Here is a 20,267-nt window from a genome sequence, read left to right on the forward strand (position 1 = left end):
CCCTCGAAGGGGCGTCCGGACGGGGCGCCCCGCACCCATCGAAAGGAACCACCGCCTGATGACGGTCCCCACGAGCGCCGCGACGACCCCCACGATCGACGGCGCGGCCGCCGCCGAGCGTCTGGGCATCAGCGCCCACTCCGACGGGGCGTTCACGCCTGTGCAGACACGCTCTGAGCGCTTCGCGTCGGCCGACGTCGCGGCCTTCGAGGCGGTCACCGGTCGTGAGATCGCCTGGAAACTGACGCCCGTCGCGCGTCTGGGCGACCTGATTGACGGCCCGCTCGACGGCTCGCCGACTCCGATAGAGCACACCGCCGTCGAGGGCATCGATGTCTCCTGGGTCGGCCGCGACGACGAGAGGATTGGCACGGCCGGTCTGCCCGAGGATCGCGCGGCAGCGAACGCGTGGTCGAGCTTTGAGCAGGCACTCGCCGTGCGCGTCACGGGCGAGGGGGAGAAGGTGGTGACCCTGGTTCGCTCCGATCTCGGTTCCGCTCCCCGCGCCGCGCACACGATCATCGAGGCAACCCCCTACGCGCGCGCCGTGGTCGTGCTGCAGAACGAGGGCGAGGCCACACTCGCTGAGAACGTCGAGATCCTCGTCGGCGAAGGTGCCCAGCTCACCGTTGTCACCGTGCAGGAGTGGGCGGACGACGCCCGACACCTGGCGAACCACTTCGTCCGAGTAGGGCGCGACGCGAAGGTGAAGCACATCGTGGTCACCCTCGGCGGCTCCATCGTGCGCGTGAATCCTTCCGCTCACCTCGTTGAGCGAGGTGCCGATGGCGAACTGTTCGGTCTGTACTTCGCCGACGGCGGCCAGCACCTCGAGCAGCAGGTCTACGTCGATCACGACGCCCCCGACACCCGTAGCCGCGTCACCTACAAGGGTGCACTGCAAGGCGAGGGCGCGCGCACCGTCTGGATTGGCGATGTGCTGATCCGCAACAGCGCAACCGGCACCGACAGCTACGAGCAGAACCGCAACCTGGTTCTCTCCGACGGCACGCGAGCAGACTCCATCCCGAACCTCGAGATCGAGACCGGAGACATCGCCGGGGCGGGCCACGCCTCGGCGACCGGCCGCTTTGACGACGAGCAGCTCTTCTACCTGCAGTCGCGCGGCATCCGCGAAGACGAGGCGCGTCGACTCGTCGTCCGCGGCTTCCTCAGCGAGATTGTGCAGCAGATCAAGATCACCGAGCTGGAGGACCGGCTGCAGCGTGCGATCGAGGCCGAGCTCGCCGGCAGCGCCGGCCAGACCGGGTCCGCGCGGAGGATTCCCGCATGAGCAACGCTGCGATGATCTGCTCGGTGTCCGAACTGATCCCCAACCAGGCCATCCGCGTCGAGGTTGATGGAGTAGCGATCGCGGTCGTACAGGACTCCGCCGGCGACATCCACGCGATCGGCGATACCTGCACGCACGGCGAAATTTCCCTGTCCGAGGGCTTTGTCGAGGGCGAGAGCCTCGAGTGCTGGGCGCACGGCTCCCAGTTCTCACTCCGCACCGGGGCCCCGCTGAACCTGCCGGCCTACGAGCCGGTTCCCGTCTTCGTTGTCGAGATCATCGACGGCGACGTCTACATCGACCCGACCGTCACAAAGGAAGTCTGAATGTCCGTTCTCCAGATCAGCGATCTCCACGTCAGCGTCGAGACCGAGCAGGGGACCAAGCAGATCTTGCGCGGCGTCGATCTCACTATCAACAAGGGTGAGATCCACGCGATCATGGGCCCCAACGGGTCCGGCAAGTCCACCCTTGCCTACACGATTGCCGGGCACCCGAAGTATCACGTCGATGGCGGCTCCATCACGCTCGACGGCGTCGAGGTGCTCGAGATGACCGTCGACGAGCGCGCTCGCGCCGGCCTCTTCCTCGCCATGCAATACCCGGTCGAGATACCGGGAGTGACCAACACCAACTTCCTCCGAACAGCCAAGACTGCGATCGACGGCGAGGCGCCCGCCATTCGCCACTGGACGAAGGACGTCAAGACTGCGATGGCGAACCTCCGCATGGACCCGTCTTTCGCGGCGCGTAACGTCAACGAGGGCTTTTCGGGCGGCGAGAAGAAGCGCAACGAGATCCTCCAGCTGGAGTTGCTCGCGCCGAAGTTCGCCGTGCTGGACGAGACCGACTCCGGACTCGACGTCGATGCGCTCAAGATCGTCTCTGAGGGTGTCAACCGCGCTCACCAGAGCACCGGACTCGGTGTGCTGCTGATCACGCACTACACGCGAATCCTGCGCTACATCCAGCCCGATTTCGTGCACGTCTTCGTCGCCGGACGCGTCGCAGAGCAGGGCGGCAAGGAACTCGCGACGCGACTCGAGGACGAGGGCTACGACCGCTTCCTTACCTCGGCGACGGTGTAACCGTGGCCGTCACCACACTCGATCCCAAGCTTTTCGACCAGGTCGAGGAGGCGCTCAAGGACGTCATGGATCCGGAGCTCGGCGTGAACGTCGTCGACCTGGGCCTCATTTACGACCTGGGCTGGGACGACGAGAACGACGCCCTCGTCATCCACATGACGCTCACTTCTGCGGGTTGCCCTCTGACCGACGTGCTTGAGGAGCAGACTGCGGAGTCGCTCGACGGCATTGTCGAAGCTTTTCGGATTAATTGGGTGTGGATGCCTCCGTGGGGTCCCGACCGGATCACGGAGGACGGCCGCGACATGATGCGTGCCCTCGGCTTCTCCATCTGAGCACGACCCGACGAACGTCGAAGGGCCGGGAGGAATCGTCCTCCCGGCCCTTCGACGTTCGTGAGGTGGCTGCTCAGCGGCGTCGCTCAGCGAGCGCGTCGGCCCCACGCCATGCGACAGGAAGGAGGACCGCGGCGATGACCGCTTTGACCGCCCCACCGAGGAGGAACGGGTAGAACCCGCCGACGAGGGTCGCCTCGATATCGCTCGGGTAACCGAGGGCGTGCAGGCTCACGGCGAGCCAGGGCAGGCCGACGGCGAACACGACCAGCGAGCCCCCCGCGAAGGTTGCCAGCGCCTTCGGGAACCGGCGCTCCCACGACCGCTCGGACAGCCAGCCGACGACTCCGGCGGCGACCACAAAGCCCACGATATAGCCGAAGCTCGGCGATGCGGCGGCTGCGAAGCCAGTGAGATGCCCGCCGTCGCTCTGCGGAGCGTAGACGGGAAGGCCGACGAGGCCGAGGACGAGGTAGAGAGCGAGGGACGATGCACCGCGCATCGCGCCGAGCGCAGAGCCAACGAGCAGCACCGCGAGTGTCTGCCCAGTAATCGGCACCGGCCACATGGGCACCGTGACTTGCGCCAGGCCCGCGGTCAACGCGGCACCCCCGAGCACGAGAGCCAGGTCGGTCGTGAGGGAGCGTGCGACGATCCGGTCGGCGAGGACCGGCCGGGACAGACCGAGCGTGAGTGTGGACATGGGTCCTCCAGAGACCGGGCCGCCGGGGCGACGAGGAGCGAGAGCGTCGAGCGGGACCGGAACTCTGTCTGCCCGGCGGCGCAGCATTTATACTATGGGGCTGCTGTCTCGCAGCCCCTTCCCTCACTCCTCCCGAACCGAACGCCATTTCTTGGCGGGAACGGACAGAACTGTGCTCAGCGTGCACGACCTCGAACTCCGAGTCGGCGCCCGACTCCTGATGGAGAATGTCTCCTTCCGGGTCAGCGACGGCGACAAGGTCGGCCTCGTCGGCCGCAACGGAGCAGGGAAGACGACGCTGACGAAGGTGCTCGCGGGCGACGTCATCGCCTCGAAGGGCACGGTCGACCGCGGCGGCGAGATCGGCTACCTGCCGCAGGATCCGCGCTCGGGCGACCCGGAGGAGCTCGCGCGGACGCGCATTCTGGACGCGCGGGGGCTCGGCCAGCTCGTCCTCGGCATGCAGGAGGCGACGATTGCCATGTCGAGCAGCGACACCGCCGTCAGCGAGGCCGGGATGAAGAAGTACGGCAACCTCACCGACCGCTTCCTCGCCCTGGGCGGGTATGCGGCGGAGGCGGAGGCTGCGTCAATCGCGAGCAACCTCAATTTGCCGGACCGTATCCTCGACCAGCCGCTGAAGACGCTCTCCGGTGGTCAGCGTCGCCGGATCGAGCTGGCCCGGATCCTGTTCTCGGACGCGAGCACACTCATCCTCGATGAGCCGACGAACCACCTGGACGCCGACTCCGTTGTGTGGCTCCGCGAGTTTTTGAAGAACTACCGCGGCGGCTTCATTGTGATTAGTCACGACATCGAGCTCGTCGGCGAGACCGTGAACCGCGTGTTCTACCTCGACGCCAACCGCCAAGTCATCGACGTCTACAACATGAACTGGAAGAACTACCAGCGACAGCGCGCCGCTGACGAGGAGCGCCGTAAGAAGGAGCGCGCCAACGTGGAGAAAAAGGCCGGGGCCCTGCAGCTCCAGGCCGCCCGCTTCGGTGCCAAGGCCTCGAAGGCCGCCGCCGCGCACCAGATGGTGGCGCGTGCCGAGAAGATGCTCAGCGGCCTTGAGGAGGTGCGCGCGGTCGACCGCGTCGCCAAGCTACGCTTCCCGACTCCGATGGCCTGCGGCCGCACGCCATTGCACGCCGAGAACCTCTCGAAGAGCTACGGCTCCCTCGAGATCTTCACCGCTGTCGATCTCGCGATTGACCGGGGCTCGAAGGTCGTCATCCTCGGGCTCAACGGTGCGGGAAAGACGACGCTGTTACGCATCCTCGGTGGAGTCGATCAGCCGGATACCGGCGTGATCGAGGCGGGCCACGGCCTCCGCATCGGCTATTACGCGCAGGAGCACGAGACCATCGACGTCAAGCGCTCGGTGCTCGAGAACATGGTCTCGGCCAGCCCGAACCTCACCGAGACCGAGGCGCGCCGCGTGCTGGGCTCGTTCCTGTTCACGGGAGATGACTCCCACAAGCCGGCGGGCGTGCTCTCGGGCGGCGAGAAGACGCGGCTCGCTCTGGCGATGATCGTCGTCTCGGGCGCGAATGTGCTGCTGCTCGACGAGCCCACCAACAACCTCGACCCGGCGAGCCGCGAAGAGATCCTCGACGCTCTTGCACACTACGAGGGAGCGGTCGTCCTGGTTAGTCACGACGAAGGTGCCGTCGAGGCGCTGAACCCGGAGCGCGTCCTGATCATGCCCGAGGGCACTGAGGACCACTGGGCGGCCGACTACCTGGACCTCATCACGTTGGCCTAGCAGTACTGCCCTGCGGTGAATCGCGGTGGCCGCGCGGGCGCGGAGTGAGGGTAGTGGCCGATCCGCGGGGAGCGCTGGCCCGCTGACTCCGATGCGTCGCGCAGGGAAGATGGCGCTCTGCCGATGAGGTTCGGGCAGGCGCCGTCGCGGCGCCGCGCTGCCGTCGCCGCGTCCGGTGAGGACGCGAGGGACTCTCGGTCAGTGCCGGAGCGACACCGAGCGCGACATGGGCATGATCGGCCCCGACGGCGCTGCAGCACGTGCGGGGATCGGCTCATGACGGGGAAGTTCACGGCTTTCGCGCCCGAGCGCGCCCGCCGTCCTAGGTGAAGACGCCTCTGTCGCCCCTCAGCATCGGCGTGCCAACTCGATACGTATACATCTTAACTTGACTCACTCTGTGGTCTGGGTACGCTCTCGTCGTTCGATAGTTAGACGCACATGAAAATTAGCGAGAGGCGGCAGCGTCATGAGTCGAGATCCCCGTGCAGGCCGCCCGCAACGAACCGCTCCACTCGCAGACCGGCTCAGAACTCTGACGTCGGGACGGCGCACCATCAACTTCCATGCGCTCCCACTACGCGGCGTTCGACGGTCACTGCCGCCGGAACTGGATGATCGCTACGCCGCGCTGCTCGACGGGGGCACGAGTGATGTGAGCTTCTCTGGTCGTGCTCTCGATTCGTTCTTCGCTCCGGTCGGCCCGCTCGCGGCTGCTCAGGAGGCGGCGGCCGTCGCCTTCGGCGCAGACTCCACCTACTTCGTCACCGGAGGCACGACCCAGTCGAACCGCATCGCGCTGGATGCACTCGGCGGGCCGGGATCCCGGCTGTTGCTCGATGGCTCCTCCCATCAATCGATGACCTTCGCCTCGACGGCTCTCGGAATGGAGGTGACGACGGTGAACGAGGTTCAGCGTGGCTCCGTCATGAGCCCGGATCTGGACAGCATCGCCGAGCAGCTGCGATCCGCTTATCGCGCGGGGCGCCCGTTCACCATCGTTGCCATCACTGCCTCGTCCTACGACGGTCGCATCCTGCGGTTCGATCATGTTCTGCCCCGACTCATGGAAGCGTCCCCGGGGACGGCGATCCTCATCGATTCTGCCTGGACAGCCATCCATTCGTTCCACAAGGACGTCGTCCAGTACACAGCGTTACGCGCGGCGCGGGATCTCCGACTGCGGGGAGCCACACTTCCTCGGATCATCGTCACCATGTCCGCGCACAAGTCCATGTGCGCTCTGCGGCAGGGCTCCTATCTCCACGCTCTCGGTACCGAGGTCGACCCGAGCATCCGACGGGCGGTCTTCACGAATCACACCACCTCGCCCTCCTGGACAATGCTCGCGTCTCTTGATCTGGCACGCCTGCATGCGGAGATGGTGGGGCAGGCCGCCGTGTCGTCCGCCATTCGGCTCCGCGAAGATTTCGCGTCCTCGATCCGGACGGATCCCCTTCTCCAGCAGGTGATCCGCAATGCCAACACGGTCGATGAATCGTCCGGCGTCTTCTTCACCGATCCGATGCGGATGACTCTGGACGTCAGTGATCTGGGCGAGTCCGGTCGAATTCGACAGCGGCTCTTCGACGAGTTCGGGATCTACATCGCGCGCTGCAGCCCCGCCGGTCTCACCCTCCACTTTCACATCGGAGTGGACGCGTCCGATGTCGCTGCTCTGCTCGGGGCGTTGCATTCGCTGGCTCGCGAGCGACGGATGGCGGCACAAAGCGAGATCAGCCGCTTCGCGATCGGATCCCTCGTCGACTGCCATGTCATCCCTTACCCGCCCGGCGTTCCTATCGCGGGCCCGGGTGATGTCTGGACCAGCGCGCACGATCGGACGCTGCGCGAGGAAGGCAGCGCCGGAGCCGAGATCTTCTACATCCCCACCCGTGATGTCAGGGGAAATATCGAATGATCACTCTCGACGTCATCCGCCGCCATGCCCGCGCCATGCCGACTGCCATCGCCCTGGAGCATGCGGACACTCGGCTTACCTGGCGGGATTACGCCGCAGAGGTCGAACGGATCCTCCCGTGGGTCGACGCTCAGCTGCACTCCGACCTCGACGTTGTCGCTGTCGAATCCGACGTCAGTGCCGCCGTCTTCGTTTGTACGAGTGCGGTGGCCACTCTGGGGGTCCCCTGGGTCGCGCTCGACCCCGCTCAGTCGCCGGCAGTCAGGGAGGAGCAGCTGCGGGCGGTCGAACCGACGATGCTCCTCCGTACCCTTGACGAGCGGCTGGTCATCACGACCAGCGCCGGAGCGGTGAAGTACGCGGACATCCCGACTCTGACGGGGACGCCGATATCGCGCCAGCGAGATTTCCGAGCCATCGGGTTCACCTCGGGCACGACCGGCACGCCCAAGCTGGTACTTCGCGACACACCCAGCGAGAAGCGACGCACTGCGATGTTCATCGCGCGATTCGGCTTCAACAGGACCGACCGGTTCCTTCTCTGCCTTCCGCTCTCGCACGCTTCTAGTCACGGCTGGGCCAGAACCTTTCTCACGGCCGGGTCCTCGGTCGTCATCGAGCAGCCGGATTCGACCGCGGTGGCGACTCAGATCACGGAGAACGCGATCACCGCCACGCTCCTCGTGCCGCCGATGCTCACGCAGGTCCTGGCGGAACTGGCGAGTCGCAGTCACGGCCAGCGCCTGCGCTCCAGCCTGCGTTTCCTCCTGACCGGAGGGCGACATGTTCCAGCCACGCTCGTTGGACAGGTGCACAGCGCCCTCGGCCCCGTCCTGCACTCCTACTACGGCACGACCGAGACCGGCGTGAACGTCATGGCCGATCCCACCGACCTGCTCATAGACCCGCGCACGTCTGGTCGAGTCCTTGACGGCTCTCACGTCGCGGTTCTCGACGACGACGATCAGCCGCTCGCTGAGCCGGGCGACGTCGGCCGAATCGCTATCGCGAGCTATATGAGCGCCCAACGCTATGCGAATGCGGCGATCCCGTCGGTCGACATCGACGACCGGCACTACGTCCTCACGACTGATGTCGGTCGATTTGAGCAGAACGGCACCCTCCGCATCCTCGGCCGATCCAGTCGGTGCGCCAGCGCCACGGCATGCGGCGACCTCCTCGGGCTCGAAGACGATGTTCGCCTACTCCCCGATGTCACCGACGTCGCCGCCCAGGTGGCCGCTGACGGGACCTCGCTGTCGGTCGTCCTCGCGCTCCGCCGCCAGCCGACCACGGAGCCCGCACTGCTGAAGTACCTCGCCGCCCGAATCGCGGTCCAACGCCGGGTGCAACTGCCCGTCAGCGTCCACACGGTCGAGCGACTCGTTTTTTCCTCCACCGGCAAGTTCGATCTGACCACAACCCTCGCACCAACCAGCCTCGTCACTGAGTCACTCCCGAAGAACTAAGGAGCACCGTGAAAAACACATCGTTCGCAGCAGTCGTCTACTGCCTCATTCCACCGCTGATCTGGGGCGGCATGTTCCCGATCGCAAACAGCCTTTCCCCGACGGTCAATGCTTTTTACATGACGCTCATTCGGTATGGCCTCGCCGCCGCGATCCTTATCCTGATGCTCCTGCGCGCCGAAGGCCGCCCTGCCTTCGGCACCGAAGGTAAGACCGTTCGACTCTTTCTTCTCGGCGCTTCCGGATTCGCCGGATTCGGCCTTCTTGCTTTCACCGCGCTGAGTTACACGAGCGCTCCGAATGTCAGCCTCATCATGGCGATGATGCCTGCCATCGGGGCCATTGTCGGGGCCGTCGCCACGCGGAAGGTTCCCCCGCTCTACACCGTCGGCAGTATCGTGCTCGCCTTCATTGGAGTCGCGCTCGTAATCACTCAGGGCGACGTCGGCAAGCTGGCCAGCGGACAGCTCGGACTGGGTGAATTCCTCGCGCTCCTCGGCGCGATCTGCTGGGTCAGCTACACCCGAGGTGCCGGGGCATTCCCCGGATGGTCCGCTCTCCGGTACACCACCCTGACCACGGCGCTCGGATGCATCTCCATCGCCGCCGCGGTCATCGTCGCGACGGCCGTCGGCTACGTGTCTGTGCCCACCGTCGAGCATGTCCTCGCGGGCTGGCCGCAGTTGGCCTACCTCATCATCTTCGCTGGAGTCGTCGCCGTCCTGTCGTGGAACAAGGGCATCGGCATGCTCGGTGCGCTCAACGGCACGCTCTTCATGAACCTGGTCCCCGTCACGACGTTCACCATCAGCATGATCGGCGGCTTCCGCCCCGGTCCGGTCGCTCTCCTCGGCGCTGCGATCGTCCTCACTGCGCTCCTTCTCAACAACTGGCTGAGCCGTCGAGCAGCGGCGCGAGTCACCCCCTCGGCCGTCGTTCCGGCACCCCGCGAGCCTCTCAGCCAGTCGAGGTAATTGTCGTCGTCTCGAGAGAGTCGAAGTAGTGTGAGGGGGCGAATACGACCAGTATTGGCCCCCTTTCATGAGAGGACGTCATGGCGCCCCGGACCTTCCACCCAGAACTCGGCTCCGTCGATGTCATTAACCTTCTCCGCGCCGTTGCCGATCCCGTCCGTCTCCGCGTCTTTGACATTCTCGATGACGGCAATGAATACACGTGCTCCGCGCTCGCTCAACGGCTTGACATCCCTCTGCCAACGATGAGCTACCACCTCAAGACTCTCCGTGAAGCCGGATACACGCGGAGCCGCAAAGACGGCACCACGCGGTGGACTTCTCTTCGATCAGACGATCTCGACGGCGCCTTCCCGGGACTGCGTTCCACTCTCTCGACTCTCGCCGAGGCGAGCGCGCGTCAACGCTGACTCCGTCAACGGCAGTGTCTGTGTGACCTCTCGCGTTCCCTCGTTAGAGGCTGAGTCCAGGCAGAAGGGCTACTCACGCCTCGTCCACCTAGCGGGCGTCGAGCAGTTCGTCCTCAACCTCGGCGTCGCTGCGTCCCCGACGGCGGCGCCGTGCTTCGCGGCGCTCCTCTGCCGCGACCACCTCGGGGTCGTCGGCGTTGCGGAGGCGGTACTCGTGCCGAATCGCCCAGCCGAGCCCCCCAAACCCCATGACAGCGAAGAGCACCCACTGAATCGCGTAGCTGATATGCAGGCCCTCGTCGGCGACAGGTTTCATCGCCGCCAGCGGGGGAGCATCGAGGGGAGCCGGCGCCTCGGCGACAAGCAGACCGTATGCGGCGGTGCGCAGCGGCTCCTCGAGCTGCGCCGAGAGGTCGTCCAGCTGGATCGTGGCGATCTGACCGGCCGGAGCGGAGCGGCCCTCGATGCGGCCTTCCGCCGGCTTCAGCCGGGCGATGACCGTGACCTGGTCCTCGGGCGGAGCGGGGACCGTATCGGGGGAGTCCTGGTTCGAGCCAACAGGCACCCAGCCGCGGTCCACGATGAACACGCTGCCGTCGCCGAGACGGAGCGGCGTCAGGACCTCGAACCCCGGATTGCCGTTGTAGGGGCGGTTGCGCACGAGCGTCTGGCCGTCGACCTCGTACACGCCGCTGACCTCGACGGGACGGTACTCGAGCGAGTCGTCCCAGGCCGCGGCAGCGGGCAGCAGTCCGTCAAGCGCGACCGGATCGGCGGTCCAGTTGGCCGTCACCAACCGGTTGGTGGAGGCCGCCTGGTCCAGGCGAGCGACCTGCCACCGCGAGAGCAGCACACATGCGACGGCGAAGACGACGGCCAGTGCGAGGTAGCCGAACCACCGCCGTGAAAAGACGAAGCGCCAGGACGGGTGAGGCGCGTCCTCACTCATTGCGCGGCCCCGCGATCGACGGTGTAGAGCGGCTTTACCTCGAGCGGAAACTCCCGTGCAAGGAGGAATTCGCGCAAGAACTCAAGGTGCTCGCCACAGGCGAGCCAGGTCTTCCGGCGATCCTCCGCGTGAAGACGGGGATTGCGCCACTCGATGGCCCAGGTCGCGGTGTTCGGACAGCCGGCCCGAGAGCAGGCGTGAACGTCCGGTACCCGACCCAGCGGGATCACGAGTGCTGTCCCGCGGGGTCGCCGCCCTCGGGCACGTCGGTGCCGACACCGCTGTTCGTGGCAGCCGGGGCGTCGGCAGCCGGCCGCGGAGCGGGCCGGGACAGCACAATCGCTCCCGGTCGTTCGACGTTGCCCCTCTCGCCCGCACTCCCGACATTGGCGAGCACGACGGCGAAGTACGGAAGGACGACGGCTCCGATCGCGAAGAAGAGCAGCCACCAGCCGTGCGCGAAGAGGAGGCAGATCACGCACAGCAGGCGGATGCTCATCGCGATCGAATATTTGATCGCACGGGAGCGCCGCTCGGCGCTCGGCGACGGCGGGAGGGAGGTGAGTGTCTCGCGTGATTTCACAGCCCTGTAAGCCTACGTCCCACGGGGTGGGGGCAGGCCGGGTGGCCCGCATCCTCGGATCTGTTGCGCTGGGCGCCTCTAGGATGTACGGGTTGTCCGGCGCCGCCCGCGTGCCGGCAGGAGGGACACCATGACCACGCCGCGCACCGTCCTCGTCACCGGGGGCAACCGGGGGATTGGGTACTCCATTGCCCAGGAGTTCGTGGCCGCCGGTCACCGGGTCGCCGTCACGGCGCGCTCGGGCTCGGGTCCGGAGGGGTCGCTCACCGTGGTCGCCGACGTGACCGATGCCGCCTCCATCGACGCCGCTTTCACGCAGATCGAGGCCGAACTCGGTCCTGTCGAAATCCTGGTAGCCAACGCCGGCATCACCCGCGACACTCTGCTGCTGCGCATGACGGAGGAGGATTTCACCTCCGTCATCGACACGAACCTCACCGGCGCCTTCCGCGTGGTCAAGCGCGCATCCAAGGGCATGCTCAAGCAGCGATTCGGCCGCGTCGTGCTTATCTCGAGTGTGGTCGGCCTGTACGGCTCGCCCGGTCAGATCAACTACTCGTCGTCGAAGGCCGCCCTGGTCGGCTTCGCTCGCTCGCTCACGCGGGAGTTGGGCGCCCGCAATATCACCGCCAACGTTGTCGCCCCGGGCTTCATCGAGACCGATATGACGGCCGCGCTCCCGGCCGAACAGCAGGCCGAGTACCGCAAGAGCATTCCTCTCGCGCGCTATGGCACGGCGGCAGAAGTCGCGAAGGTCACCCGCTGGCTCACCAGCGACGAGGCGGCCTACATCTCCGGCGCTGTGATCCCTGTCGACGGCGGCCTCGGGATGGGGCACTGATTCGATAACCCTCTTGGGCTGAGACAGACGAAGATAAGCTGCGCTCGTCAGCTGAGCGCTGGCCCTCGGCTTCCCGGGGCTGGTCGCGATCGCCGGCCGTGAGAGCTCAGCCGCGGAGGCCGAGGACCGGCAGGAGCTGCGCGAGGTCGAGGCCGCCGACGACGAGGTCGGCGCGCTCGCGCACGAGAGGCTTGGCGTTGAAGGCGACGGCCAGGGCAGCGACGGCCATCATCTGGAGATCGTTGGCCCCGTCGCCCACAGCGATCGTGCGCTGCGGAGGGACGCCGGTCTCGGTTGCCCACTCACGCAGTGCCTTCGCCTTCGCCGCCGCGTCGATGACCGGGCCGTCGACGGCTCCTGTCAGGAGGTCGTCAGAGCAGCAGAGCCGGTTTGCGCGGACGAAGTCGAGGCCGAGGGCATCGGCGACCGGGTCGAGGATCTCGTGGAAGCCCCCGGAGACGACTCCGACCCGACCGCCAGCGACATGAACCGCGGCGACCAGTTCCGCCGCCCCGGGGGTAACTCGGACGCCTGCGCTCACCCCGGCGAAGACCGCCTGCGGGACACCCGCGAGTGTCGCGACCCGCTCGCGCAGGCTCTCGCCGAAGTCGAGCTCGCCGCGCATCGCCCGCTCGGTGATGGCGGCAACTCGCTCCTTGGAGCCAGCATGCACCGCGAGGAGTTCGATGACCTCGTCTTGCAGGAGGGTGGAGTCCGCGTCGAGGACGACGAGGAAGCGGGAAGGCGTCGCGGAACGCTCACTCAAGGGCCGGGCCAATCGGTTGGGTGGGCGTGCTGATGAGCACCCGCGGGGATGCTACGGGTGGACGACGACCCCCTTGCCGACAACGGTGATGCCCGACTCGGTGACGGTGAACCCGCGCTCGCGATCGTGACCGTGGTCCACACCGACCCGAGCGCCGGGCTCGACGACGACGTCTTTGTCGAGGATAGCGCGCACGACGAGCGCGTCCGGGCCGATCCGTACCTTGTCGAAGACGACGGAGTCGGTGACCGTGGCGTTCGACTCGATGACAGTCCACGGGCCGACGACGCTGCGCTCGATGTGCGCACCCGAGATCACCGTGCCCAGCGACACCACCGAGTCGATCGTCGAGCCCATGTTGCCCTTACCGTCGCGCACGATCTTGGCGGGCGGCGAGTTGAGCTGTGAGGAGAAGATCGGCCACTGCTGGTTGTACAGGTTGAACACCGGCAGAGCCGAGATGAGGTCTTGGTGCGCCTCGAAGAACGAGTCGATGGTGCCCACGTCGCGCCAGTAGTAGCGGTCGCGATCGGTCGAGCCGGGGACCTCGTTGAGCTTGAGGTCGTAGACGCCGGCTTCTCCGCGGGCGACGAAGTCCGGAATGATGTCGCCGCCCATGTCGTGATCGGAGGTGGAGAGTTCGCCGTCGCGGATGACCGCGTCGATCAGCGCGTCGGCATCGAAGACGTAGTTGCCCATCGAGGCGAGGACCTCATGGGGTGCGTCAGCGAGCCCCACCGCGTCCTTCGGCTTCTCGAGGAACTCCGAGATCATCGTGGGGACGATTCCGTCGCCCGCCTCGTCGCCCGCGAGCTGGATCACGCCGAACTGGTCGGCGAGTTCGATCGGTTGGCGGATAGCCGCGACCGTGGCTTTGGCGCCCGACGCGACGTGCGCGTCGATCATCTGCGAGAAGTCCATCCGGTAGACGTGGTCGGCGCCGACCACGACGACGATGTCGGGCTTCTCGTCGCGGATCAGGTTGAGGCTCTGCAGGATGGCGTCGGCCGAGCCGCTGAACCAGCGCTTGCCGAGGCGTTGTTGCGCGGGCACCGAGGCGACGTAGGAATTGAGTAGTCCGGAGAGGCGCCAGGTCTGCGAGACGTGGCGGTCGAGCGAGTGCGACTTGTACTGGGTCAGCACAACGATCTGGGTGAGACCGGAATTGATCAGGTTGGACAGCGCGAAGTCGATAAGCCGGTACTGGCCGCCGAACGGCACCGCGGGCTTCGCTCGGTCGGCCGTCAGGGGCATGAGTCGCTTTCCCTCGCCGCCGGCGAGGACGATGCCGAAAATCTTCTTTGACTGCATGGCCTAACAGTAGGGGCTGGGGCTGGTGAGCGGACCCGTCTGTCGCCGGACCAGTGCGCTGTACTACGGTTCGGGGGTGCGAGTCGATTTGCTGACCAAGGAATATCCGCCCGAGGTGTACGGGGGCGCCGGTGTGCACGTCGCCGAGCTGACGAAGGCGCTGCGCAGCGATCTGGAGGTCGTGGTGCGCTGCTTCGGGGCGCCACGGGAGGAGGAGGGGACGTTCGCGTACCCCGTCCCCGCAGAGCTGGCGCAGGCGAACGGCGCGTTGCAGACGCTCGGGGTCGACCTGCAGATCGCGCAGGACGCGTCAGGAGCCGATCTGGTTCACTCCCATACCTGGTACGCGAACGCGGCGGGACGCCTGGCTCAACTGCTGCACGGCATTCCGCATGTGGTCTCGGCGCACAGCCTCGAGCCGCTGCGGCCGTGGAAGGCCGAGCAACTCGGCGGCGGCTATCGCGTGTCGAGCTGGATCGAGCGCGAGGCGTACGAGAACGCCGACGCCGTGATCGCGGTGTCCGGCGGCATGCGCACGGACATCCTCCGTTCCTACCCGGCGCTGGACCCGGCGAAGGTGCACGTCGTCTACAACGGCATCGACCTCGATGCATGGCACCCGATCGAGGACGAGGCCGTCCTGGCGGAACTCGGCATCGACCCGTCGCGGCCGTCCGTGGTTTTCGTCGGTCGCATCACCCGGCAGAAGGGCCTGCCCTACCTCCTGCGCGCCGCGGCGACCCTGCCGCCCGACGTGCAGCTTGTGCTCTGTGCAGGTGCGCCTGACACTCCCGAGATCATGGCCGAGGTGACGGCGCTTGTTCGCGGTCTCCAGGAGGAGCGCACCGGCGTCGTCTGGATCGACCGGCATCTGCCGCGACACCAGCTCTCCGCCGTGCTGACCGCCGCGACCACGTTCGTCTGCCCGTCGATCTATGAGCCGCTCGGAATTGTCAACCTCGAGGCGATGGCCTGCGGTGCGGCCGTGGTCGGCACGGCGACCGGCGGCATCCCTGAGGTCGTGGTCGATGGGGTGACGGGTCGGCTCGTGCCGATCGAGCAGGTGACCGACGGAACCGGCACTCCCGTGGATCCCGAACGCTATGTCGCGGATCTGGCCGCGGCACTCGCTGAGGTCGTCGCCGATCCCGAGGCGGCGAAGCGGATGGGCAGGGCCGGCCGCGAGCGCGCGCAGAGCCACTTCAGCTGGACCCAGATCGCACGGGATACCCGAGCCATCTACGAGTCGCTCGTCTGAGCTGCTCAACTCCCTCCCTTTAGAATGGCTGCCATGCCCAGCGTTATCTCGTTCGTTGATGTCTCCTTTATCCGGAATGGCAAGCGGATCCTCGATCACGTGTCCTGGGACGTGGCCGAGGACGAGCGCTGGGTGATCCTCGGTCCCAATGGCGCCGGTAAGACGTCGATCTTGCAGATCGCCGCCGCGCAGAACTACCCCTCGACCGGGGCCGCGCACCTGCTCGAGGAGACCCTCGGCCGAGTCGACGTGTTCGAGCTGCGGCCGCGCATCGGCTACGCGTCTACCGCGATGGCCCGTCGTCTACCGGCCGGCGAGACGGTGCTCGATGTTGTCATGACAGCGGCGTATGCCGTGACCGGGCGCTGGAACGAGGGCTACGACGCGATCGATGAGCGCCGTGCCCGCCGTGTCCTGGCCGAGTGGAGGCTCGAGCACCTCGCTGAGCGCACCTTCGGCACCCTCTCGGACGGCGAGCAGAAGCGCGTCCAAATTGCCCGCGCGATCATGACCGACCCTGAGCTGCTCCTGCTCGACGAGCCGGCGGCCAGCCTCGACCTCGGTGCCCGCGAGGAACTCGTGCGACTGCTGGGCGGCTTCGCGAAAGACCCAGCCTCGCCCGCGATCATCATGGTCACGCACCACGTCGAGGAGATTCCCGACGGATTCACGCACGCGCTGCTCCTGCGCGAGGGCGCGGTCGTGGCGGCTGGCCCGCTCGAGGAGTCGCTGACCGAGGCGACCCTGGGCGAGACCTTTGGGCTCGACATCGCACTCGCGCGCGAGAACGGGCGCTTCTCGGCCCGCGGTCGCGGCTGAGGATTCATGACGCGCGCGGTGCGCCTTCTCCGTCCGTTCCCCGTCTGGTATTCTCGATAGCTGGTTCGGGCCCGTGCCCACCTCCTTCCACCCGTTCCCGTCAACGACAGGTGCGGTTCAGGACTATCGACGACAGGACACGACCATGAAGACCGACATTCACCCCGAGTACTCCGCGATCGTCTTTCGCGACCTCGCGTCCGGTGAGACCTTCCTCACCCGTTCGACCGCGAAGAGCAGCAAGACGATTGAGCTCGACGGCGTGACCTACCCCGTCATCGACGTCGAGATCTCCTCCGCCTCGCACCCGTTCTACACGGGCAAGCAGCGCATCATGGACTCGGCCGGCCGCGTCGAGAAGTTCAACCTGCGCTTCAAGAATTTCGGCAAGTAGCACGTCCTCGAAGGGCCCTCGACCTCGCGGTCGGGGGCCCTTCGTCGTTCTCGGGGCTGGTTCTGTCAGCAGCGGCTTCGAGTCGACGGATGCGCACGTCGGTCGGTGCAGCACGACGTAGCCGCCAGCGGCGGTGGTCGGGGCTGGAGACTCGCGGGGACTCGGGAGGAGCGGTACTTCGGGTATCCCTAGCGCGATGGGGGAGCGGACGCGGTAGCGTCCCGGCATGGTGTCTTTCGCGGACAAGCCGATCTTGCCGTTTAGCACAGCCGACGAGTGGGACGAGTACCTGCGCGGGGAGCCCGACCGGGGAGGTGTCCGGCTCAAGCTGCGAAAGAAGGCGGCCACGGATCCGGGAATTACCTATGCCGACGCGCTGGACGTCGCGCTCTGCCACGGCTGGATCGATGGGCAAGCGGGTGCCTTCGATGAGCAGTTCAAGCTCCAGGCGTTCACTCCAAGGCGTCGGGCGAGCCCGTGGTCGAAGGTCAACCGTGACCATGTGGCTCGGCTGCTTGTGGAGGGGCGAATGCTGCCCGCGGGGCTCGCGGAGGTCGAGCGGGCCCGGGCAGACGGGCGCTGGGACGCGGCGTACCGCCAGCGCGACGCAGAGGTGCCGGCCGACTTCCAGGCGGCGCTCGACGGCGATCCGGTGGCGCAGACTTTTTTCGCGACGGTGGGCGGGCAGAAGCGGTTCGCGTTCCTGTTCCGGCTCTCGCAGCTCAAGCGGCCTGAGACGCGAGAGCGGCGGATCGCGGAGTACGTGGCGTTGCTGCGGGAGGGGCGCACCCTCACCTAGGGAGCGTCAGTGGCGGACGGGCCAGGTGCCATCAGCGACGAACGAACCGTCGCGCGCTCGGCGCATGTACTCCTGGAACGACTCGGCCTGGGTGCGGCACCAGTCGATTTGCAGGTTATGCAGGGCCTCGGCGTCGACGCCGAGTTCGTCGGTATAGGCGCGGCCGAGGGCTTGGGCGACGCGGCCAGCGGCGATCGCATCGGACCCGGCGTCGTGGGCGTCGGTGAGCGCGACTCCATAGTGCTCGGCAGCGACGGTCAGAGTCCGTTTGCCCTTGCGGAAGCGGTCGACCGCCTTGTCGATGACGAGCGGATCGATCACCGGGCTCGGATCGAGTAGCACGGGCACGCCCCAGCGGCGCGCTTCATGTGCCAGGAGCGAGAGATCGTAGGGAGCGTTGTAGACGACGACCGGGATGCCGCGGGCGAGAAGTGAGCGCAGCGACTCCGAAATCTCGGCGACGACCTCGCCGGGAGGGCGACCGTGCTCGCGGGCGTGGTCGGTGGTGATGCCATGCACGGCACTCGCACCAGGCGGAATCTCGACCCCGGGATTGGCCAGCCAGGTCGTCCCCTCGAGGGGCTCGCCCGCAGCGTCGAGCACGCCGACGTACGCAGTGACAATGCGGCTCGTGCGGACGTCGATGCCGGTTGTCTCGAGATCGAACACGGCGAGGAGATCGAACCAGCACGCCCCCGCGGCCGGGGCGATTTCGCCCGGCCTGTCAAGCTCGGGATCACTCTCGAACTCGGCATCGTCGAACAGGGTGGGCTCGGTCTGCGCGGTGGTGCTCACGCGGACAGCATAAACGGGGCCTCTGACATCGGCCCGAGGCCCGTTCCGTGCTGCCGGCTCAGCGCGCCACGGGCGCCTTCGCAACGTGCAGCCAGAAAAAGCCCTGAGTGCCGAGGGTCATCGTGAGCGTGCCGTCCTCGGAGAAGCCGGGGAAGCGTCCACCGCCGAAGAGGTCGTTCAGAGTCGATCCGGGGTTCTCGGGGTCGGTGATCGTCACCGAGACCGGGTTGTGGTTGAAGCTGAAGACGCAGAGCACCTCCTCGGGCTGGTCGCCCATCTCGCTGCCCGAACCGGCGTAGTCGCGCACGAAGGCGAGCACCGACTCGTGGTCGGTCTCGAGCACACGCATCGAGCCGAGGCCGAACGCCGGGTGTCCGCGACGCACGTGCAAGACGTTTCGCATCCAGTGCAGGAGCGAGCGGGACTGCGCGAGCTGCGCCTCCACGTTGACCTGGTTGTAGTGGTAGACGAGTGACTGCACGATCGGCTGCACGAGCTTGCCCGGATCGGCGGCGGAGAAGCCGGCGTTCCGGTCGGGCGTCCACTGCATGGGCGTGCGTGAGGCATCGCGGTCGTTGAGCCAGATGTTGTCGCCCATCCCGATCTCGTCGCCGTAGTAGAGGAAGGGGCTGCCGGCGAGGGAGAAGAGGAGCGCGTTGATGAGCTCGAGCTCCGCGCGCGAATTATCGAGCAGTGGCGCAAGGCGGCGCCGGATGCCGATGTTGGAGCGCATCCGCGGGTCGTAGGCGTACCAGCCGTACATCGCCTGGCGGTACTCCTCCGACACCATCTCGAGAGTCAACTCGTCGTGATTGCGAAGGAACACGCCCCAGGCGGCTCCGCTGGGGATATCGAAGGTCTCGGAGAGCACTTTCTTTAGCTCATTCGCTGTCTGCGCGCGGAGGGAGTAGAAGACGCGCGGCATCACCGGGAAATCGAACGCCATGTGGCATTCGGGCTCCTCCTCGGTGCCAAAGAACGCGGCGACCTCGCGCGGCCACTGGTTCGCCTCCGCGATCAGAATGCGGCCCGGGTAATCGCGGTCGACCATTGTGCGCAGGTTCTTGATGAAGTCGTGCGTCGGAGGCTCGCCCTCACCGTTGCCCTCGTCGGATTCGTAGAGGTAGGGGATTGCATCGAGGCGGATGCCGTCGACGCCGAGGTCGAGCCAGAACTTAACCACGTCGTGGATCGCCTCGTGCACCGCCGGGTTCTCGAAGTTGAGGTCGGGCTGGTGCGAGAAGAAGCGGTGGAAGTAAAACTGGCGGCGTTCAGCGTCGAATGCCCAGTTCGAATCCTCGGTGTCGACGAAGATGATGCGGATATCGGGCCACTTGTCGTCCGTGTCGTTCCAGACGTAGAAGTCGCCGTACGGGCCCTCCGGGTCCGAGCGCGACTGCTGGAACCACTCATGCTGGTCGCTGGTGTGATTGAGCGGGAAGTCCATCACAATGCGCATATTGCGCTCGTGGGCCTTCCGCACCAGGTCGCGGAAGTCCTCCATCGTGCCGAACTCGGGGAGGATCGCAGTGAAGTCGGAGACGTCGTAGCCGCCGTCGCGCAAAGGAGACATGTAGAAGGGCGGGAGCCACAGGGCGTCGATTCCGAGCCACTGCAGATAGTCGAGCTTGGACGCGAGTCCGTTGATGTCGCCGGCGCCGTCCCCGTTGGAGTCGTAGTACGACCGGATCATCACCTCGTAGAACACCGCCCGGCGGTACCACTGGGGGTCGAGGGCGAGTCCGGGGAGTTGGATCGGCGACGTGAAGCTCACGGTGCTCCTTCTG

At 66.6% G+C, this 20,267-nt stretch carries 21 protein-coding genes; 14 read left to right on the top strand and 7 right to left on the bottom strand.

Annotated elements, in window-relative coordinates:
• Positions 1–58 precede the first annotated feature (58 nt).
• Genes sufD through HRF29_RS01310 form a run of 4 tightly spaced genes read left to right on the top strand, consistent with a single transcriptional unit; the run spans position 59 to position 2,717 of the window.
• On the top strand, positions 59–1,294 hold the full coding sequence (gene sufD / locus HRF29_RS01295) for a Fe-S cluster assembly protein SufD (RefSeq protein ID WP_173243504.1): 1,236 nt from the start codon (positions 59–61) through the stop codon (positions 1,292–1,294).
• Positions 1,291–1,620, top strand: a complete 330-nt coding sequence (locus HRF29_RS01300; RefSeq protein ID WP_084415858.1) for a non-heme iron oxygenase ferredoxin subunit — start codon at positions 1,291–1,293, stop codon at positions 1,618–1,620. Before sufD ends, HRF29_RS01300 begins: the two co-directional genes overlap by 4 nt.
• Positions 1,621–2,382, top strand: a complete 762-nt coding sequence (gene sufC, locus HRF29_RS01305; protein ID WP_173243507.1) for a Fe-S cluster assembly ATPase SufC — start codon at positions 1,621–1,623, stop codon at positions 2,380–2,382.
• 2 nt (positions 2,383–2,384) lie between these two features.
• Entirely contained in the window at positions 2,385–2,717 is a 333-nt protein-coding gene (locus HRF29_RS01310) for an iron-sulfur cluster assembly protein (protein ID WP_173243510.1), read from the top strand.
• A gap of 73 nt (positions 2,718–2,790) precedes the next feature.
• Here HRF29_RS01310 and HRF29_RS01315 read toward each other — a convergent pair whose 3' ends face one another.
• Positions 2,791–3,420: a biotin transporter BioY gene (locus HRF29_RS01315; RefSeq protein WP_173243513.1), complete on the bottom strand. Its 630-nt coding sequence runs from the start codon at positions 3,418–3,420 to the stop codon at positions 2,791–2,793.
• Positions 3,421–3,592: 172 nt separating this feature from the next.
• Between HRF29_RS01315 and HRF29_RS01320 the strand changes: the two genes are divergently transcribed.
• From HRF29_RS01320 to HRF29_RS01340, 5 genes are all read left to right on the top strand, one after another.
• On the top strand, positions 3,593–5,191 hold the full coding sequence (locus tag HRF29_RS01320) for an ATP-binding cassette domain-containing protein (protein WP_173243516.1): 1,599 nt from the start codon (positions 3,593–3,595) through the stop codon (positions 5,189–5,191).
• A gap of 655 nt (positions 5,192–5,846) precedes the next feature.
• Entirely contained in the window at positions 5,847–7,112 is a 1,266-nt protein-coding gene (locus HRF29_RS01325) for an aminotransferase class I/II-fold pyridoxal phosphate-dependent enzyme (RefSeq protein ID WP_173243519.1), read from the top strand.
• Entirely contained in the window at positions 7,109–8,581 is a 1,473-nt protein-coding gene (locus tag HRF29_RS01330; protein WP_173243522.1) for a class I adenylate-forming enzyme family protein, read from the top strand. Before HRF29_RS01325 ends, HRF29_RS01330 begins: the two co-directional genes overlap by 4 nt.
• Before the next feature lie 8 nt (positions 8,582–8,589).
• A complete protein-coding gene (locus HRF29_RS15255) occupies positions 8,590–9,555 on the top strand; it encodes an EamA family transporter (protein WP_173243526.1) in 966 nt (321 codons plus the stop codon).
• 80 nt (positions 9,556–9,635) lie between these two features.
• Positions 9,636–9,965: an ArsR/SmtB family transcription factor gene (locus tag HRF29_RS01340; protein ID WP_173243529.1), complete on the top strand. Its 330-nt coding sequence runs from the start codon at positions 9,636–9,638 to the stop codon at positions 9,963–9,965.
• An 88-nt stretch (positions 9,966–10,053) separates the two neighbouring features.
• Here HRF29_RS01340 and HRF29_RS01345 read toward each other — a convergent pair whose 3' ends face one another.
• Complete coding sequence (locus tag HRF29_RS01345; RefSeq protein WP_173243532.1) at positions 10,054–10,914, bottom strand: SURF1 family cytochrome oxidase biogenesis protein; 861 nt, start codon at positions 10,912–10,914, stop codon at positions 10,054–10,056.
• A 226-nt stretch (positions 10,915–11,140) separates the two neighbouring features.
• Positions 11,141–11,497 carry a DUF3099 domain-containing protein gene (locus tag HRF29_RS01350; protein WP_173243535.1) on the bottom strand — a complete coding sequence of 119 codons (357 nt, stop codon included), beginning with the start codon at positions 11,495–11,497 and terminating at the stop codon, positions 11,141–11,143.
• A 130-nt stretch (positions 11,498–11,627) separates the two neighbouring features.
• Here HRF29_RS01350 and HRF29_RS01355 point away from each other — a divergent pair, with 130 nt between their 5' ends.
• The gene (locus HRF29_RS01355; RefSeq protein ID WP_173243538.1) at positions 11,628–12,338 is read left to right on the top strand and encodes a beta-ketoacyl-ACP reductase; all 711 of its coding nucleotides are present in this window, start codon (positions 11,628–11,630) and stop codon (positions 12,336–12,338) included.
• A gap of 106 nt (positions 12,339–12,444) precedes the next feature.
• Here the strand turns inward: HRF29_RS01355 and serB are convergent, their stop codons facing one another.
• Together serB and HRF29_RS01365 are read right to left on the bottom strand one after the other, a co-directional pair.
• Positions 12,445–13,104: a phosphoserine phosphatase SerB gene (serB, locus tag HRF29_RS01360; RefSeq protein ID WP_246226574.1), complete on the bottom strand. Its 660-nt coding sequence runs from the start codon at positions 13,102–13,104 to the stop codon at positions 12,445–12,447.
• Between the two features lie 51 nt (positions 13,105–13,155).
• The gene (locus HRF29_RS01365; RefSeq protein ID WP_173243544.1) at positions 13,156–14,415 is read right to left on the bottom strand and encodes a glucose-1-phosphate adenylyltransferase; all 1,260 of its coding nucleotides are present in this window, start codon (positions 14,413–14,415) and stop codon (positions 13,156–13,158) included.
• 76 nt (positions 14,416–14,491) lie between these two features.
• On the opposite strand from HRF29_RS01365, the gene glgA reads away from it, so the two are divergent.
• The 4 genes from glgA to HRF29_RS01385 all read left to right on the top strand — a co-directional run bounded on the left by glgA (position 14,492) and on the right by HRF29_RS01385 (position 17,685).
• Positions 14,492–15,673 (top strand): glycogen synthase, encoded by a 1,182-nt coding sequence (glgA, locus tag HRF29_RS01370; RefSeq protein WP_173243547.1) that lies wholly within the window; start codon positions 14,492–14,494, stop codon positions 15,671–15,673.
• A 33-nt stretch (positions 15,674–15,706) separates the two neighbouring features.
• Positions 15,707–16,492, top strand: a complete 786-nt coding sequence (locus HRF29_RS01375) for an ABC transporter ATP-binding protein (RefSeq protein WP_173243550.1) — start codon at positions 15,707–15,709, stop codon at positions 16,490–16,492.
• 145 nt (positions 16,493–16,637) lie between these two features.
• Complete coding sequence (locus tag HRF29_RS01380; protein ID WP_173243553.1) at positions 16,638–16,886, top strand: type B 50S ribosomal protein L31; 249 nt, start codon at positions 16,638–16,640, stop codon at positions 16,884–16,886.
• Between the two features lie 226 nt (positions 16,887–17,112).
• Positions 17,113–17,685, top strand: coding sequence for a YdeI/OmpD-associated family protein (locus tag HRF29_RS01385; RefSeq protein WP_173243556.1), 573 nt, complete (start codon positions 17,113–17,115; stop codon positions 17,683–17,685).
• 6 nt (positions 17,686–17,691) lie between these two features.
• Here the strand turns inward: HRF29_RS01385 and HRF29_RS01390 are convergent, their stop codons facing one another.
• Together HRF29_RS01390 and treS are read right to left on the bottom strand one after the other, a co-directional pair.
• Positions 17,692–18,396 (bottom strand): exonuclease domain-containing protein, encoded by a 705-nt coding sequence (locus tag HRF29_RS01390; protein WP_173245806.1) that lies wholly within the window; start codon positions 18,394–18,396, stop codon positions 17,692–17,694.
• A gap of 142 nt (positions 18,397–18,538) precedes the next feature.
• Positions 18,539–20,254 carry a maltose alpha-D-glucosyltransferase gene (gene treS / locus HRF29_RS01395; protein ID WP_173243559.1) on the bottom strand — a complete coding sequence of 572 codons (1,716 nt, stop codon included), beginning with the start codon at positions 20,252–20,254 and terminating at the stop codon, positions 18,539–18,541.
• Positions 20,255–20,267: the final 13 nt, after the last annotated feature.

This window comes from Rathayibacter agropyri, from assembly GCF_013249015.1.
In the GTDB taxonomy this organism is placed as follows: Bacteria; Actinomycetota; Actinomycetes; order Actinomycetales; family Microbacteriaceae; genus Rathayibacter; species Rathayibacter agropyri.

Bases quoted from the DNA above. Each gene is read 5' to 3' on its own strand.
- sufD (WP_173243504.1), top strand. From the start codon at position 59: ATGACGGTCCCCACGAGCGCCGCGACGACCCCCACGATCGACGGCGCG.
- HRF29_RS01300 (WP_084415858.1), top strand. From the start codon at position 1,291: ATGAGCAACGCTGCGATGATCTGCTCGGTGTCCGAACTGATCCCCAAC.
- sufC (WP_173243507.1), top strand. From the start codon at position 1,621: ATGTCCGTTCTCCAGATCAGCGATCTCCACGTCAGCGTCGAGACCGAG.
- HRF29_RS01315 (WP_173243513.1), bottom strand. From the start codon at position 3,420: ATGTCCACACTCACGCTCGGTCTGTCCCGGCCGGTCCTCGCCGACCGG.
- HRF29_RS01330 (WP_173243522.1), top strand. From the start codon at position 7,109: ATGATCACTCTCGACGTCATCCGCCGCCATGCCCGCGCCATGCCGACT.
- HRF29_RS01340 (WP_173243529.1), top strand. From the start codon at position 9,636: ATGGCGCCCCGGACCTTCCACCCAGAACTCGGCTCCGTCGATGTCATT.
- HRF29_RS01345 (WP_173243532.1), bottom strand. From the start codon at position 10,914: ATGAGTGAGGACGCGCCTCACCCGTCCTGGCGCTTCGTCTTTTCACGG.
- HRF29_RS01355 (WP_173243538.1), top strand. From the start codon at position 11,628: ATGACCACGCCGCGCACCGTCCTCGTCACCGGGGGCAACCGGGGGATT.
- HRF29_RS01365 (WP_173243544.1), bottom strand. From the start codon at position 14,415: ATGCAGTCAAAGAAGATTTTCGGCATCGTCCTCGCCGGCGGCGAGGGA.
- HRF29_RS01375 (WP_173243550.1), top strand. From the start codon at position 15,707: ATGCCCAGCGTTATCTCGTTCGTTGATGTCTCCTTTATCCGGAATGGC.
- HRF29_RS01380 (WP_173243553.1), top strand. From the start codon at position 16,638: ATGAAGACCGACATTCACCCCGAGTACTCCGCGATCGTCTTTCGCGAC.
- HRF29_RS01385 (WP_173243556.1), top strand. From the start codon at position 17,113: ATGGTGTCTTTCGCGGACAAGCCGATCTTGCCGTTTAGCACAGCCGAC.